This is a genomic window from Allosphingosinicella indica, from assembly GCF_900177405.1.
Classification (GTDB): domain Bacteria; phylum Pseudomonadota; class Alphaproteobacteria; order Sphingomonadales; family Sphingomonadaceae; genus Allosphingosinicella; species Allosphingosinicella indica.
In genome coordinates this window covers 574,350-589,213 of sequence record NZ_LT840185.1, presented here as the reverse complement: position 1 = coordinate 589,213, position 14,864 = coordinate 574,350, and the positions used below count along the sequence as shown (strand labels likewise).

Sequence of the window (14,864 nt, the reverse complement as noted above, 5' to 3'; positions counted from 1 at the left end):
CTATTGTGCGGGCGTCAGCTTCAGCAGTCGGCCCTTCGATCCGCGGCCGCCGTCTTCCAGAATGTAGATCGCGCCGTCGGGGCCCTGCTCGATCTCGCGGATGCGTTGGCCGTCGAGGTCGAACACGTCGGCTTTCTGCGCTTCGGTGCCGTTGAGCTCGACACGGACCAGGCCAGGCTTGTTCATACCGCCGATGAAGGCGGAGCCCTTCCACGCGGGGAACATGTCGCCCGAATAGATCATCAGGCCCGCCGGCGAGATGGCGGGATCCCAATAGGCCTTGGGCGCCTCGAACTCGGGCCGGGTCGAATGGTCGGGGATGTCGCGGCCGTCATAGTGATTGCCGTTGGAGACGATCGGATAGCCGTAATTCTTGCCCTGGACGATGAGGTTGAGTTCGTCGCCATGCGCGGGACCCATTTCGTGGCTCCAGAGGCGGCCCTGCGCGTCGAATGCAAGGCCGAGCGGGTTGCGATGGCCCTTGGTCCATTGCTGCGCCTTTACCCCGCCTTCGGAGGCATAGGGATTATCCGCCGGCACCGCGCCGCTGTCGGTGAGGCGTACGATCTTGCCGAGCGTCTGCGCATCGTCCTGCGCGGGATCGAACTTCTGCCGGTCGCCGTTGGTGATGAACAGGTGGCCGTCGGGCGAAAAGGCCATGCGATGGCCGTAATGGCCCTGGCCTTCGACCTTCGGCGCCTGCCGCCAGATCACTTGGAAACCGTCGATCCGCGCGGTATTGCCGTCGGTCACCAGCTTACCGCGGCCGACCGCGGCGCCCGACGTGCTGCCCTCGCCCGCCTCGACGAAGCTCAGATAGACGAGATTGTTGCTCGCGAAATCGGGGTGGAGAACGACGTCGCCGAGGCCGCCCTGGCCGCCGTAAGCGACCTTGGGCACGCCCGCGACGTCGATCACTGCGCCATCAGGCTGCCAAAGCTTCAGCACGCCCTTTTTCTCGGTGATGAGCGCGTTGCCGGTGCCGGGAATAAAGGTCATCGCCCAAGGCTCGGCGAACTGCGCGATCACTTCGGTGCGGAAGGGCTTGCCGTCGGCGCTTGCCGTTTGCGCGGTGCGGGCGGTGGGCGCTGCCTGATTGCCGGTAGCGTTGACGTCTCCACCACTGCACGCGGCGATGAGGACGGGAAGGGCGGCAATCGGCAAAAGGCGCATCGGGGTCTCCGTGTCGAATGGGTCTTGGCGAGCACCCTAGAGGCGCTTTCCACGAAAAAGAACCTTTGAGCGCCCGGGGAGTTGCCGCAAGGTGATTGCCCTCATGCCGCCGGATGCCGTCCAATGACTTTGCCGCATTCCCCGGTGGCGCTGCTTTCGCTCGCGAGGGCAGTTCCCCACATCGTCCTTCCCCAGGCCGAGGCAAAGGCGCTGGCGCGGCGCCTGTTCGGCGGGCGGGCGGCGCATTTCGATAGGCTCGCCGGCGTGTTCGACAATGCCGGGATCGATACCCGGCACATCGTCCAGCCCGTGGACTGGTATGTCGGCGAGCATGGCTGGGCGTCTCGCAACCAGGCCTATGTCGAAGCGGCGGACGCGCTTTATGTCGAGGCGGCGACGGCCGCGCTCGCCGAGGCGGGGGTCTCGGCGGCGGAGGTCGATACGCTCGTCACCGTCTCCACCACCGGCATCGCGACGCCGAGCATCGAAGCGCGGGTGGCGGGTGCGATGGGCTTCCGCGCCGATGCGGAGCGCGTCCCGGTATTCGGCCTGGGCTGCGCGGGCGGCGTCACCGGCCTCGCGCTCGCCGCGCGGCTGGCGGCGGCGGGGCGGACGGTGCTGTTCGTCACCGTCGAGCTGTGCTCGATCGCGATCCGGCTCGACAAGCTCAGCAAGGCCAATATCGTCGCCACGGCCCTGTTCGGCGACGGCGCTGCTGCCGCGGTGCTGCGCCCCGGCGAAGGCGGCATAGCCTCGGTGGGAGCGGGCGCAGAATTGCTATGGCCGGATACGCTGGGCATCATGGGCTGGGACGTCGAGGATCCGGGGCTGGGCGTCGTGTTCGATCGCGCGATCCCGCCGTTCGTGGAAGAGAATATGGCAGCGGGCGTCGCAACGCTCCTCGAGCGATGCGGGACGGAGCGCGGCGCAATCGACCGCTTCACCTGTCATCCGGGCGGCGCCAAGGTGATCGCGGCGCTGGAGGAAAGTCTCGCGTTGGGCGAAAGCGCGCTCGACCACGAACGCGCGGTGCTCCGCACCTGCGGCAACATGTCGGCGCCCACCGTTCTTTTCGTGCTGCGGCGCCTGCTCGACGCGGGGTTCGCGGGCCAGACGATGCTCCTCGCGCTCGGCCCCGGCTTCACCGCGAGCGGGCTGACGATGCGGGTGGGTTGAACCGATGGCCGCTATCCTGATCCTGTCCTTCGTCACGCTCCAGCGCCTGGGCGAATTGCTGCTCGCCGCGCGCAACACGCGGGCGCTCGTCGCGCAGGGTGCCTATGAGGTATCGCCCGGCCATTATCCGCTGATCGTCTCGGTCCATGCAGGATGGCTCGGCGTTCTGTGGTGGCTCGCGCCCGGCCAGCCCGTGTCGTGGCCGCTGATCGCACTCTTCGCCTTGCTTCAGATCGCGCGGCTGTGGGTGATCGCAACGCTGGGGCCGCGTTGGACGACGCGGATCATCATCCTGCCCGGCGCACCGCTCATCACCGGCGGGCCGTATCGCTTCATGCGTCACCCCAATTATGCGGTGGTCGTGGCGGAAATCGCGCTGCTGCCGCTCGCCTTCGGGCTCGAGACGGTGGCGGTGGTCTTCACCTTCCTCAACGCGTTCGCGCTGACCTTGCGTCTGCGCGCCGAAGACAAGGCCTTGCGCGCGGGTTGATCTCGTCCGTCCAGCCGCTAGCCTCGCATCGCATGAAACGCACGATCCTCCTCGCCGCTGCGCTCGGCGTCGCCGGATGCGCCACCGCATCCACGCCCGCCAACCCGCAGGATGCCTTCTTCGATCGGCTGAGCGCCTTGTGCGGTAAGGCTTTCGCCGGTCGCATCGCCAGCCCGGCGGTGGAGGCGGACGCGGATTTCGCGGGCAAGGCGCTCGTCATGCACGTTCGCGAATGTTCGGACGACGTGATCCGCGTGCCGTTCCACGTCGGCGAGGATCGCTCGCGCACCTGGGTGGTGACGCGCACCGGCGCGGGGCTGCGCCTCAAGCACGACCATCGTCACGACGACGGCAGCGAGGACAAGCTTACTCAATATGGCGGCGACACCGCCGCGCCCGGCACCGCCTCGCGGCAGGAATTTCCGGCGGACCAATTCTCGAAGGACATGTTCGTCGCGCAGGGGCTGCCGCAATCGGTGCCCAACGTCTGGGCGATGGAGGTCGAGCCCGGACGGCTCTTCGCCTACGAGCTGAGGCGCCCCAGCCGCTTCTTCCGCGTCGATTTCGATCTGACCCAACCGGTGGTGCCGCCGCCACCGCCCTGGGGCAGCTGATCGCGACTTGCGGCGCGGCCGGCATCCGCCTATATGCGCCATGCCTTTCTCGACATCGGTAACAATGTTGAGGCTGGTCCCACCCCGGGGCCGGCGCGGAGGCGCTTTAGCTGCGTGAGGACGAATGGCGGACATTGCCGCGCTGACCCGATTGATCGAGCCGGAGGCCAAGGCCCTGGGCTTCGATCTCGTGCGCGTGATGATGATCGGCGGCAAGGACGATCCGACCCTGCAGGTGATGGCCGAGCGGCCCGACACCCGCCAGCTCGATCTCGCCGATTGCGAGGCGCTGTCGCGGCGGCTGTCCGAAATATTCGACGAAGCTGATCCGATCGAAGAGGCCTACCGCCTGGAAGTCAGCTCGCCGGGCATCGACCGGCCGCTGACCCGGCCAAAGGATTTCGAGGATTGGAAGGGTTTCGAGGCGCGGCTCAACCTTGCCGAGAAGCTGGAGGGCCGCAAGCAGTATAGCGGCATGCTCCAGGGCCTTGCCGGCGAGGACGTGCTGATCGACGTCGATGGCCTCGGCGAACGCAAGGTGCCGATCGCCAGCCTCCATTCCGCCAAGCTGTTGTTCACCGACAAGCTCCTCGCCGCGACCGCGCCGCTATCCGCGGACGGTGCGGACGAATTCGAACAGACCGAAGAAGAAGGACAGGATTAAGCCATGGCCAGCCAAGCGCCCGGTGCCGTTTCCGCCAACAAGGCAGAACTGATTGCGATCGCCGATTCCGTCGCGCGGGAGAAGCTGATCGATCGCATGATCGTGATCGAGGCGATGGAGGATGCGATCCAGCGTGCCGCCCGTACCCGCTACGGGCAGGAAATGGACATTCGTGCCAAGCTTGATCCCAACAACGGCGATCTGCGCCTGTGGCGCGTCGTCGAGGTGGTCGAGGAAGTCGAGGATCTCTACAAGCAGGTCAATGTCGAGGACGCGCAAAAGCTTAAGGCTGGCGCAGTCGTCGGTGACTTCCTGGTCGATCCGTTGCCGCCGATCGAGTTCGGCCGCATCCAGGCGCAGGCCGCCAAGCAGACCATCTTCCAGAAGGTTCGCGATGCAGAACGCGAGCGCCAGTATGAAGAGTTCAAGGACCGCGCGGGCGAGATCATCACCGGCGTCGTTAAGCGCGTCGAGTTCGGCCATGTCGTCGTCGATCTCGGCCGCGCCGAGGGCGTCATCCGCCGCGATCAGCAGATCCCGCGCGAAGTCGTCCGCGTCGGCGATCGCACCCGCTCGATCATCCTGCGCGTCGTCCGCGAGAACCGCGGCCCGCAGATCTTCCTGTCCCGCGCGCACCCGGACTTCATGAAGAAGCTGTTCGCACAGGAAGTGCCCGAAATCTACGACGGCATCATCGAGATCAAGGCCGCCGCGCGCGATCCGGGCAGCCGTGCCAAGATCGGCGTCATCAGCCACGATTCGGGCATCGATCCGGTCGGCGCCTGCGTCGGCATGAAGGGCAGCCGCGTCCAGGCGGTCGTCCAGGAGATGCAGGGCGAGAAGATCGACATCATCCCGTGGAGCGAGGACACTGCGACCTTCGTCGTCAACGCACTCCAGCCCGCCAGCGTCAGCCGCGTCGTCATCGACGAGGAGGACGATCGCATCGAGGTGGTCGTCCCCGACGATCAGCTCAGCCTTGCGATCGGCCGCCGCGGCCAGAACGTCCGCCTCGCCAGTCAGCTTTCGGGCAAGGCGATCGACATCCTGACCGAGCAGGACGCGAGCGAGAAGCGTCAGCGCGAGTTCGTCGAGCGGTCAGAAATGTTCCAGAACGAGCTCGACGTCGACGAGACGCTCGCCCAGCTCCTCGTCGCCGAGGGCTTCGGCGCGCTGGAAGAGGTCGCCTATGTCGAGGCGGACGAGATCGCGTCAATCGAGGGTTTCGACGACGAGCTGGCATCCGAGCTGCAGAGCCGCGCCGCGGAAGCGCTGGAGCGCCGCGAGGAAGCGGCGCGCGAGGAGCGCCGCGGTCTCGGCGTCGAGGACGCGCTCGCCGACATGCCCTATCTCACCGAGGCGATGCTGGTGACCTTGGGCAAGGCGGGCATCAAGACGCTCGACGACCTCGCCGATCTCGCGACCGACGAGCTGGTCCAGAAGAAGCGCCCCGAGCAGCGCCGCCAGCGCGAGAGCAACCGGCCGGAGGACAAGGGCGGTATCCTTACCGATTACAACCTCAGCGACGAGCAGGGGAACGAGATCATCATGGCGGCGCGCGCCCACTGGTTCGAGGACGAGCCGGCGGCGGCCGAAGGGGAGGACGCAGTTGCGGAAACCTCCCAATGAGCGCCTGACGGGTCAGGCGCGAACCCCGGCGAAAGCCGGGGGCCAGGATGAAGCCGATGCCGCGTCCCGGTTCGAGCCGGGTCGCGACGGCAAGCACGTCCCCGAGCGCAAGTGCATCCTGACGGGTGCGCATGACGCGCGCGACAATCTCATCCGCCTCGCGCTCGCGCCGGACGGCACGGTCGCGCCCGACGTGCGCGCGTGCGCGCCCGGCCGCGGCGCCTGGACCGGCGTCGATCGCGCCGGGCTGGAAGCCGCGCGGGCCAAGGGCAAGCTGAAAGGCGCGCTCGCGCGGGCGTTCAAGGCCGAAGTCACGGTGCCGGACGATCTCGCCGATCTCGTCGAGGATGCGCTGCGGCAGGCGGCGCTCGACCGGCTCGGGCTGGAGGCGCGCGCCGGCACGCTGCTCACCGGCAGCGAGAAGATCGAGGCGGCGGCGCGATCGGGCCAGGTCGCGGCGCTCTACCATGCCGCGGATGCCCGGCCCGACGGCAACGCGAAGCTCGATCAGGCCTGGCGCGTTGGCGGCGGCGAGCGGCAAGGGTTGGTAATTCCGGCACAAAGGGCCATATTGTCATTGGCGCTGGGGCGGCAGAATGTGGTACATATCGCCATCGTCGACCCGGCAGCGGCGGCGCGCACATCCCGCGCGCTGGATCGCTGGCGTGCTTTCATTGGACTGGATGCTGGGCTAAGCGCTGGCGCGGATGTTCCGCCTGGCGACCGGACTGCGGCCTTCGGTGGCGGCGAGAATAGAACGAAGGATTCGAATGAGCGAGACGACTGACAAGCCGAAGCTCGGCGCGCGCGCGCCGCTGGGCCTCAAGCGCACCGTGGAGACGGGCAAGGTGAAGCAGAGCTTCAGCCACGGCCGGTCGAACACGGTGGTGGTCGAGGTGAAGAAGCGCCGCATTCTGGGCCGCCCGGGCGAGGAAGCACCGCAGAAGGAAGAGGCCGCGCCCGCACCGGCGCCCGCCGCCGCTGCGCCGAAACCGGCTGCCCCCGCCGCTGCGCCCAAGCCGGCCGCCAAAGCGCCGGTGATGGACGCGACCGCACGGCGCGAGATGCAGGAAAAGCTGCTCCGCGAAGCCGAGGAAGCGCGGATGACGGCGCTCGAAGAAGCGCGCCGCCGCGAGGACCGTCAGGCGCTGGAAGCGACCGAAGACGAGAAGCGCCGCGCCGAAGAGAATCGTCGTGCCGAGGAGGATGCGCGCAAGCAGGCCGAGGAAGACGCAAAGCGCGCCGCCGAAGAGGCCGAGCGTGCCGTCGCCGAGCCGCAGCCTGCCGCCGCCGCCCAGCCGGCGGAGGCGGACGACCGCCGTCCCAAGCCGCGCCAGTTCACCCCGGTCAAGCGCCCCGAGCCGGCGCGTCCGGCCCGCGGCCGCGACGATCGCCGCCATTCTGGCAAGCTCACCGTCAGCAAGGCGCTTTCGGGTGAGGACGACAGCCGCGCCCGCAGCCTCGCCGCGCTTCGCCGTGCGCGCGAGAAGGAAAAGCGCGCCCATCAGCAGGGCGGGCCGAGCGCCAAGCAGAGCCGCGACGTCGCGGTGCCCGAGATGATCACCGTCCAGGAGCTCGCCAAGCGCATGGGCGAGCGCGGCGCCGATCTCGTCAAATCTCTGTTCAAGATGGGCACGCCCGTCACGATCACCGAGACGATCGACCAGGACACCGCCGAGCTGCTGATCGAGGAGTTCGGCCACCGCATCGTCCGTGTGTCGGACGCCGATATCGACATTCCGGTCGAGACCGACGTCGACGCCGCCGAGACGCTGAAGCCGCGTCCGCCGGTCGTCACCATCATGGGCCATGTCGATCACGGCAAGACCTCGCTGCTCGACGCGATCCGCGGCGCCAACGTGGTGTCGGGCGAGAGTGGCGGCATCACCCAGCATATCGGCGCCTATCAGGTGACCCTGAAGGACAAGTCGAAGATTACCTTCCTCGATACGCCGGGCCATGAGGCGTTCACCGAGATGCGCCAGCGCGGTGCCAACGTCACCGATATCGTGATCCTGGTGGTCGCGGCGGACGATGGGCTGCGCCCGCAGACGGTGGAGGCGATCAACCATACCAAGGCGGCCGGCGTGCCGATGATCGTCGCGATCAACAAGATCGATAAGCCCGGCGCGAATGCGCAAAAGGTGCGCGAGGAGCTGCTTCAGCACGAGATCGTCGTCGAGGCGATGTCGGGCGACGTGCAGGACGTCGAGGTGTCGGCGCTCAAGAAGACCAATCTCGACGGGCTTCTCGATGCGATCAACCTGCAGGCCGAAATCCTCGAGCTGAAGGCCAATCCCGATCGCGCCGCCGAAGGCGCGGTGGTTGAAGCCAAGCTCGACAAGGGCCGCGGCCCGGTCGCGACGTTGCTCGTCCAGCGCGGCACGCTCAAGGTGGGCGACGTGTTCGTCGCCGGCCCGATCTCGGGCAAAGTGCGCGCGATGGTCGACGATACCGGCCGTCAGGTGAAGGTCGCGGGGCCGTCGGTCCCGGTCGAAGTGCTCGGCCTTTCGGGCGTTCCCTCGGCGGGCGACGTGCTGACCGTGGTCGAGAATGACGCGCGCGCCCGCGAAGTCGCGGCCTATCGCCAGGGCGTGCTGGACAAGAAGCGGACGACGTCCGCCCCGGCCAGCTTCGACACGATGTTCTCGGCGCTGCGCGACAAGCAGGCTATCGAATTCCCGCTGGTCATCAAGGGTGACGTGCAGGGTTCGGTCGAGGCGATCGTCAACGCGGTCAACAAGATCTCGAACGACGACATCAAGGCGCGCGTGCTGCACGCCGGCGTCGGCGGCATTACCGAGAGCGACGTGACGCTGGCGGGTGCCAGCGGCGCGCCGATCATCGGCTTCAACGTCCGCGCCAACGCCAAGGCGCGCGAGATCGCCGAGCGCAACGGCGTCGCGATGCAATATTACGACGTCATCTACGACCTCACCGATGCGGTGAAGGCGGCGATGGCGGGCGAGCTCGGCCCGCTGATGGTGGAGAATGTCGTCGGCCGCGCCGAAATCCGCGAGGTCTTCTCGGCCGGCAAGCACGGCAAGGCTGCGGGTCTGCTCGTCACCGAAGGCGTCATCAAGAAGGCGCTCAAGGCCCGCATCACCCGCGAGGACGTGATCATCTACAACGGCGAGATCGCGTCGCTGCGGCGCTTCAAGGACGATGTTGCGGAAGTTCGCGCCGGCCTCGAGTGCGGCGTGACGTTCACCCAGAACTTCACCGACATCAAGGCGGGCGACTTCCTCGAAACCTTCGAGGTCGAAGAACGCGAACGGACGCTGTGATCCAACCCTTCCCCGCGCGTCGGGGAAGGGCGTAGCGCGGAGCAGACGTGGCACGGCACAACGAATCCCAGGAAGGCCGATCGGTCCGCCTGCTGCGCGTCGGCGAGCAGGTGCGCCACGCCCTGTCCGACATCCTCACGCGCGGCGACGTGCATGACGATGTCCTGGCGCGCCACAGCGTGTCGGTAACGGAGGTGCGGATGTCGCCGGATCTCCGCCACGCCACCGTCTTCGTGAAGCCGCTGCTCGGCGCGAACGAGGATGTCGTGATCAAGGCGCTGCGCACCAACACCGCCTATCTCCAGCGCGAGGTCGCCCGGCGGGTGAACCTCAAATATGCCTCGAAGCTCAAATTCCTGCCCGACGAGAGCTTCGACGAGGGCAGCCACATCGACTCGCTGCTGCGATCGCCGCAGGTGGCGCGCGACCTCGACGGCGAATGATCGACTGCCTGGCAGCGCCGATGCAGGGCGACGGCGTCCGCGCCGAGCCGTTCTCGGATGCGCATCACGCCGCGCTGAAGGCCGCCTGCGCCGAGGATCGCGACATATGGGCGATCTACTCGATCTCCTTCGATCCCGATCATTTCGACGCGAGTATCGCCCTGTTCGTCAATGATCCGCGCACGCGGACGTTCGTGTTGTTCGCGGGCGATGAGTTGCTCGGCATGTCGAGTTTCCTCGGCATCGACGAAGGCCGCAAGGCGCTGGAGATCGGCGGCACATATTACCGCCCGCACCTGCGCGGCACCGGCGTCAATGCGCAGGTGAAGGACATGATGCTCGCCCGCGCCTTCGGCTGCGGCATCCGCCGCGTCGAGTTCCGCGTCGATGCCCGCAATGCGCGGAGCCAGGCGGCGATGGCCAAGATCGGCGGTGTCCGCGAAGGTGTGCTCCGCGCCGACCGGATCACCTGGACCGGCCACGTCCGCGACACGGTGCTCTTCTCGATCCTGGCGGACGAATGGCGCTCCACGGCTGGCTGATCCTCGACAAGCCGCTCGGCCTTGGCTCGACGCAGGCGGTTTCGGCGGTGAAGCGCGCGCTCCGCGAGGGCGGCTATGCCAAGGTCAAGGTCGGCCACGGCGGTACGCTCGATCCGCTGGCGAGCGGCGTGCTGCCGGTTGCGCTTGGCGAGGCGACCAAGCTTTCGGGCCGGATGCTCGATGCCGACAAGGCCTATGATTTCACCATCGCCTTCGGCGTCGAGACCGACACGCTCGACCTCGAAGGCGAGACGATCGCGACTTCGGACCAGCGACCGACGCTGGCGGAGATCGAGGCGGTTCTGGAGCGCTTCACGGGCCCGATCGATCAGGTGCCACCTTCTTATTCCGCGCTCAAAGTCGACGGCAAACGCGCGTACGACCGCGCCCGCGCCGGCGAAACGGTGGAGCTGGCGAGCCGTCACGTAACGATCCACGCCCTCTCGATCCTCCCCGGGACGGGGAGGGGGACCGCGCCGCGCAGCGGCGTGGTGGAGGGGGCTCGGTGCGGGTCTCTGGACCCCCTCCACCAGCCTGCGGCCGGTCCACCTCCCCGTTCCGGGGAGGTGCTTGCGGAAATCACCCTGTCCGCACGGGTCTCCAAGGGCACCTATATTCGCAGTCTCGCACGCGACATCGCGCTGGCGCTCGGCACCGTCGGCCATGTCGCGATGCTGCGGCGGACGAAGGCCGGGCCGTTCGGCCTCGAAGGGGCGATTTCGCTGGACAATTTGGCCGAAGCCGCTAAGGCGCGCGACCTTGAAAGATTGCTTTTGCCGCTGACGGCGGGGCTGGACGACATCCCGGCTCTCACCGTCTCCCCCGATCAGGCAAAGCTGCTCCGCCAGGGGCAAAGGATGATCGGGACCGCCCACGCACCGGGCCTCCTCATGGCGATCGACGGGAACGGCGTTCCGGTCGCGCTCGCGGAGGCCGTCGGCCCGGAGATACGGGTCGTGCGCGGGTTCAACCTCTAAGTCGAAAGGAATGGACGATGTCGATTACCGCAGAGCGCAAGGAAGCGCTGATCAAGGAACATAGCCGCGGCTCCGACGACACGGGTTCGCCCGAGGTCCAGGTCGCGATCCTCACCGAGCGCATCACCAACCTCACCGAGCATTTCAAGGGCCACGCGAAGGACAATCATTCGCGCCGCGGCCTGCTGATGCTGGTCAACAAGCGCCGGTCGCTGCTGGATTATCTCCGCAAGAAGGACCAGGCCCGCTACACCGACCTCATCGGCAAGCTCGGGCTTCGCAAATAAGTCGAAAGCGGCCCTGCGGGGCCGCTTCGCATATCGGGAGGGTGCAATCCGGCGCCCCTCGATAAGGGCCATATGGGCCCGACACCGCGGGGAAAGACCCCGCACACAGGCCCCCGCCGCATCCGGCCGCGGGAGTTGAAGGAAAACACATGTTCGACATGAAGAAAGTGGAAATCGAGTGGGGCGGCAAGACGCTGACGCTCGAAACGGGCCGCGTTGCCCGCCAGGCCGACGGCGCAGTGATCGCGACCTACGGCGAAACCGTCGTGCTGTGCGCCGTGACGGCCGCGCGCACCGTGAAGGAAGGGCAGGATTTCTTCCCGCTCACCGTTCACTATCAGGAAAAATTCTCGGCAGCCGGACGCATCCCGGGCGGCTTCTTCAAGCGCGAGCGCGGTGCGACCGAAAAGGAGACGCTGACCAGCCGTCTCATCGACCGGCCGATCCGCCCGCTGTTCCCGGAAGGTTTCTACAACGAGATCAACGTCATCGCGCAGGTGCTGTCCTATGACGGCGAGAGCGAGCCCGATATCGTCGCGATGATCGCGGCCTCGGCGGCGCTCACCATCTCGGGCGTGCCCTTCATGGGCCCGATCGGCGCCGCGCGCGTCGGCTACAAGGACGGCGAATATCAGCTCAACCCGTCGATGGAGCAGGTGAAGGAGGGCGATCTCGACCTCGTCGTCGCCGGCACCCAGGACGCGGTGATGATGGTCGAATCCGAAGCCAAGGAGCTTTCGGAAGAGGTGATGCTGGGCGCCGTGATGTTCGCGCACCGCGAGAGCCAGAAGGTGATCGACGCGATCATCCGCCTCGCCGAGCAGTCGGCGAAGGAGCCGTGGGAGCTCGCGCCGGTTGCCGACAAGTCGGAAGCGATGGCCAAGCTCAAGTCGCTGATCGGCGACGATCTGGCCGCCGCCTACAAGCTCACCGTCAAGCAGGACCGCCAGAACGCGATCAACGAGGCGCGCACCAAGGCGCGCGACGCGCTCGCCGACCTCAAGGAAAGCGATCCCGCGCAATATCTCGGTACGCTGAAGCTGGTGAAGAAGCTGGAAGCGGACGTCGTCCGCGGCGCGATCCTCAAGGACGGCCGCCGCATCGACGGCCGCGACACCAAGACGGTCCGCCCGATCGAGGCGATCGTCGGCTTCCTGCCGCGCACCCACGGTTCGGCGCTGTTCACCCGCGGCGAAACGCAGGCGATCTGCACCACCACCTTGGGCACCAAGGACAGCGAGCAGATGATCGATGGCCTCGACGGCCTCAGCTACTCGCACTTCATGCTGCACTATAACTTCCCGCCCTATTCGGTCGGTGAAGTGGGCCGCTTCGGCGCGCCGGGCCGCCGCGAAGTCGGCCACGGCAAGCTTGCCTGGCGCGCGCTGCATCCGGTGCTGCCGACGAAGGACGAGTTCCCCTACACGATCCGCGTCCTCTCCGACATCACCGAGTCCAACGGCTCGTCGTCGATGGCGACGGTGTGCGGCGGCTCGCTCAGCATGATGGACGCGGGCGTGCCGCTGAAGCGCCCGGTCTCGGGCATCGCGATGGGCCTCATCCTCGAAGGCAAGGACTTCGCCGTCATCAGCGACATCCTGGGCGACGAGGATCACCTCGGTGACATGGACTTCAAGGTCGCCGGCACGTCGGAGGGCATCACCAGCCTTCAGATGGACATCAAGATCGCCGGCATTACCGAGGAGATCATGAAGATCGCCCTCGCGCAGGCGAACGAGGGCCGCGCGCACATCCTGGGCGAGATGGCCAAGGCGCTCGATCACACCCGCGAGGAGCTTTCCGCCCACGCGCCGCGTATCGAGACGCTGCAGATCGACAAGTCCAAGATCCGTGAAGTGATCGGCACCGGCGGCAAGGTGATCCGCGAGATCGTCGCCGAGACCGGCGCCAAGGTCGACATCGACGACGAGGGCCTGATCAAGATCAGCTCGTCCGATCTGTCGCAGATCGAAGCCGCCAAGAACTGGATCCTCGGCATCGTCGAGGAGCCGGAAGTCGGCAAGGTCTATACCGGCAAGGTGGTCAACCTCGTCGATTTTGGCGCGTTCGTGAACTTCATGGGCGGCAAGGACGGCCTCGTCCACGTGTCGGAGATCAAGAACGAGCGCGTCGAGAAGGTCTCGGACGCCCTGAGCGAAGGCCAGGAGGTCAAGGTCAAGGTGCTCGAGATCGACCAGCGCGGCAAGGTCCGCCTGTCGATGCGCGTCGTCGATCAGGAAACCGGCGAGGAACTGCCCGACACCCGTCCGCCGCGCGAACCGCGCGAGGGCGGTGATCGTGGTCCGCGCGGTGACCGTGGCGATCGCGGCCGTGGCCCGCGCCGTGACGGCGGCGGCCGTGGTGGTGACCGGGATCGCGGCCCGCGCCGTGACGGCGAGCGCGGTGATCGCGGCGGCGACCGTGACCGCGGCCCGCGCCGCGAAGGTGGACGCGATGAGGGCCCCGAGCCCGAGTTCGCGCCGGCCTTCCTGCAGCGCGACGACTGATCCTCAGCCTCAGGCAAATGAAGGGCCCCGCGAGCGATCGCGGGGCCTTTTGTTTTGCAGGCCGCCGCGCTGGCGCCACGGCTCGTCCTGAAGCGCCCCAAATGCCCGCTTCCCGGCGCGGAGCAAAGGCGGCTGGTCGCGGTTTATCTCATCACTGAACGCGGCCCCGCCGCGACATTACGGCCCCGGAAAGCCGGGCGCCGCACCAACCTTTTTGGAGTGATGAGTCATGAAAACCGCTGCTTTTGCCATTGCGCTGATGATGGGCACCGCCGCGATCGCGCAGACCCACGATGCCACCCACGGCGACATGAACACACCGATGGAAGCGACGACGACCGACACCACGGTCGACAGCACCACGACGGCGGACTGGTCGGCGACGACCACCGCGCCGGCGCCGATGGCGGCCGCCTCGGGCGCCACCGTCGAGGCGCACAATGCCAGCCCCGAGCGCGACGCGCGCGGTATCGCCGTGATCTCGGATGCCGCGAATGTCCCGGCGGGCTGGAACGGCGTCACCGGCAGCGCCGAAGGCGGCCCGCTGCTCGACGCGACGGGCGCGCCGGTCGCGCCGGACAATTATCCCGCCTGCTCGCGCACCATCACCGACAATTGCCTGCAGGCCTACGAGCGTGGCCGTCAGGGCTGATCCGATGCTTATTGAAAGAAGCCCCGCGAGCGATCGCGGGGCTTTTTTTGACTAGCGTAATTGGCTGTCCTTGCTGCCGCGGCGATTGATGCCGGCCGACACCTTCGTCCGGTCGCGCTCGGATTGGCAGGCAACGCAGGTCCGCACGCCCGGCAGCGCCTTGCGGCGCGCCTCCGGGATGTCTTCGCCGCAGATGACGCATTCGTCGCTGCCTTCGCCCGCCGGCATGGCCGCCCGCGCCGCGAGCACCGCGTCGCTTACGGTATCGTCGATCTGGTCCTGCACCGCGCCGTCGCGCGCCCATCCGCCGGCCATGTCCGTGTCTCCTCGTCTTGGCTTGCAAGATGGGAAGCGGCGGCCGCGATGTCCAACCCGCCGCGACCACGCTTGATCGGTTTTGCCCCTATCTCTGACGAGCATTAA

The 14,864-nt window shown here is 67.3% G+C and carries 15 protein-coding genes; 13 read left to right on the top strand and 2 right to left on the bottom strand.

Annotated elements, in window-relative coordinates; genetic code table 11:
* The gene (locus B9N75_RS03025; protein WP_085217466.1) at window positions 1-1,173 is read right to left on the bottom strand and encodes a PQQ-dependent sugar dehydrogenase; all 1,173 of its coding nucleotides are present in this window, start codon (window positions 1,171-1,173) and stop codon (window positions 1-3) included.
* A 123-nt stretch (window positions 1,174-1,296) separates the two neighbouring features.
* Between B9N75_RS03025 and B9N75_RS03020 the strand changes: the two genes are divergently transcribed.
* From B9N75_RS03020 to B9N75_RS02960, 13 genes are all read left to right on the top strand, one after another.
* Entirely contained in the window at window positions 1,297-2,349 is a 1,053-nt protein-coding gene (locus B9N75_RS03020; protein WP_197685127.1) for a type III polyketide synthase, read from the top strand.
* Between the two features lie 4 nt (window positions 2,350-2,353).
* Window positions 2,354-2,839: an isoprenylcysteine carboxyl methyltransferase family protein gene (locus B9N75_RS03015; RefSeq protein ID WP_085217465.1), complete on the top strand. Its 486-nt coding sequence runs from the start codon at window positions 2,354-2,356 to the stop codon at window positions 2,837-2,839.
* Window positions 2,840-2,871: 32 nt separating this feature from the next.
* On the top strand, window positions 2,872-3,453 hold the full coding sequence (locus tag B9N75_RS03010; protein ID WP_085217464.1) for a hypothetical protein: 582 nt from the start codon (window positions 2,872-2,874) through the stop codon (window positions 3,451-3,453).
* Window positions 3,454-3,577: 124 nt separating this feature from the next.
* Window positions 3,578-4,117, top strand: coding sequence for a ribosome maturation protein RimP (gene rimP / locus B9N75_RS03005; protein WP_085217463.1), 540 nt, complete (start codon window positions 3,578-3,580; stop codon window positions 4,115-4,117).
* Window positions 4,118-4,120: 3 nt separating this feature from the next.
* The gene (nusA, locus tag B9N75_RS03000) at window positions 4,121-5,746 is read left to right on the top strand and encodes a transcription termination factor NusA (RefSeq protein WP_085217462.1); all 1,626 of its coding nucleotides are present in this window, start codon (window positions 4,121-4,123) and stop codon (window positions 5,744-5,746) included.
* The gene (locus tag B9N75_RS02995; RefSeq protein ID WP_425292406.1) at window positions 5,727-6,533 is read left to right on the top strand and encodes a DUF448 domain-containing protein; all 807 of its coding nucleotides are present in this window, start codon (window positions 5,727-5,729) and stop codon (window positions 6,531-6,533) included. The genes nusA and B9N75_RS02995 overlap by 20 nt, the downstream gene beginning before the upstream one ends.
* Window positions 6,517-9,033, top strand: a complete 2,517-nt coding sequence (infB, locus tag B9N75_RS02990) for a translation initiation factor IF-2 (RefSeq protein WP_085217461.1) — start codon at window positions 6,517-6,519, stop codon at window positions 9,031-9,033. The genes B9N75_RS02995 and infB overlap by 17 nt, the downstream gene beginning before the upstream one ends.
* Before the next feature lie 47 nt (window positions 9,034-9,080).
* Complete coding sequence (rbfA, locus tag B9N75_RS02985; RefSeq protein ID WP_085217460.1) at window positions 9,081-9,476, top strand: 30S ribosome-binding factor RbfA; 396 nt, start codon at window positions 9,081-9,083, stop codon at window positions 9,474-9,476.
* Window positions 9,473-10,018: a GNAT family N-acetyltransferase gene (locus B9N75_RS02980; protein WP_172840791.1), complete on the top strand. Its 546-nt coding sequence runs from the start codon at window positions 9,473-9,475 to the stop codon at window positions 10,016-10,018. The genes rbfA and B9N75_RS02980 overlap by 4 nt, the downstream gene beginning before the upstream one ends.
* Window positions 9,997-10,995 carry a tRNA pseudouridine(55) synthase TruB gene (gene truB / locus B9N75_RS02975; RefSeq protein ID WP_085217459.1) on the top strand — a complete coding sequence of 333 codons (999 nt, stop codon included), beginning with the start codon at window positions 9,997-9,999 and terminating at the stop codon, window positions 10,993-10,995. The genes B9N75_RS02980 and truB overlap by 22 nt, the downstream gene beginning before the upstream one ends.
* A gap of 17 nt (window positions 10,996-11,012) precedes the next feature.
* Window positions 11,013-11,282 carry a 30S ribosomal protein S15 gene (gene rpsO, locus B9N75_RS02970; protein ID WP_085217458.1) on the top strand — a complete coding sequence of 90 codons (270 nt, stop codon included), beginning with the start codon at window positions 11,013-11,015 and terminating at the stop codon, window positions 11,280-11,282.
* A 149-nt stretch (window positions 11,283-11,431) separates the two neighbouring features.
* A complete protein-coding gene (gene pnp / locus B9N75_RS02965) occupies window positions 11,432-13,789 on the top strand; it encodes a polyribonucleotide nucleotidyltransferase (protein WP_085217457.1) in 2,358 nt (785 codons plus the stop codon).
* A 229-nt stretch (window positions 13,790-14,018) separates the two neighbouring features.
* A complete protein-coding gene (locus B9N75_RS02960; RefSeq protein ID WP_085217456.1) occupies window positions 14,019-14,441 on the top strand; it encodes a hypothetical protein in 423 nt (140 codons plus the stop codon).
* 51 nt (window positions 14,442-14,492) lie between these two features.
* Here the strand turns inward: B9N75_RS02960 and B9N75_RS02955 are convergent, their stop codons facing one another.
* Window positions 14,493-14,756: a DksA/TraR family C4-type zinc finger protein gene (locus B9N75_RS02955; RefSeq protein WP_085217455.1), complete on the bottom strand. Its 264-nt coding sequence runs from the start codon at window positions 14,754-14,756 to the stop codon at window positions 14,493-14,495.
* Window positions 14,757-14,864: the final 108 nt, after the last annotated feature.

Bases quoted from the DNA above. Each gene is read 5' to 3' on its own strand.
- B9N75_RS03025 (WP_085217466.1), bottom strand. From the start codon at position 1,173: ATGCGCCTTTTGCCGATTGCCGCCCTTCCCGTCCTCATCGCCGCGTGC.
- B9N75_RS03020 (WP_197685127.1), top strand. From the start codon at position 1,297: ATGACTTTGCCGCATTCCCCGGTGGCGCTGCTTTCGCTCGCGAGGGCA.
- B9N75_RS03015 (WP_085217465.1), top strand. From the start codon at position 2,354: ATGGCCGCTATCCTGATCCTGTCCTTCGTCACGCTCCAGCGCCTGGGC.
- B9N75_RS03010 (WP_085217464.1), top strand. From the start codon at position 2,872: ATGAAACGCACGATCCTCCTCGCCGCTGCGCTCGGCGTCGCCGGATGC.
- rimP (WP_085217463.1), top strand. From the start codon at position 3,578: ATGGCGGACATTGCCGCGCTGACCCGATTGATCGAGCCGGAGGCCAAG.
- nusA (WP_085217462.1), top strand. From the start codon at position 4,121: ATGGCCAGCCAAGCGCCCGGTGCCGTTTCCGCCAACAAGGCAGAACTG.
- infB (WP_085217461.1), top strand. From the start codon at position 6,517: ATGAGCGAGACGACTGACAAGCCGAAGCTCGGCGCGCGCGCGCCGCTG.
- B9N75_RS02980 (WP_172840791.1), top strand. From the start codon at position 9,473: ATGATCGACTGCCTGGCAGCGCCGATGCAGGGCGACGGCGTCCGCGCC.
- truB (WP_085217459.1), top strand. From the start codon at position 9,997: ATGGCGCTCCACGGCTGGCTGATCCTCGACAAGCCGCTCGGCCTTGGC.
- rpsO (WP_085217458.1), top strand. From the start codon at position 11,013: ATGTCGATTACCGCAGAGCGCAAGGAAGCGCTGATCAAGGAACATAGC.
- pnp (WP_085217457.1), top strand. From the start codon at position 11,432: ATGTTCGACATGAAGAAAGTGGAAATCGAGTGGGGCGGCAAGACGCTG.
- B9N75_RS02960 (WP_085217456.1), top strand. From the start codon at position 14,019: ATGAAAACCGCTGCTTTTGCCATTGCGCTGATGATGGGCACCGCCGCG.
- B9N75_RS02955 (WP_085217455.1), bottom strand. From the start codon at position 14,756: ATGGCCGGCGGATGGGCGCGCGACGGCGCGGTGCAGGACCAGATCGAC.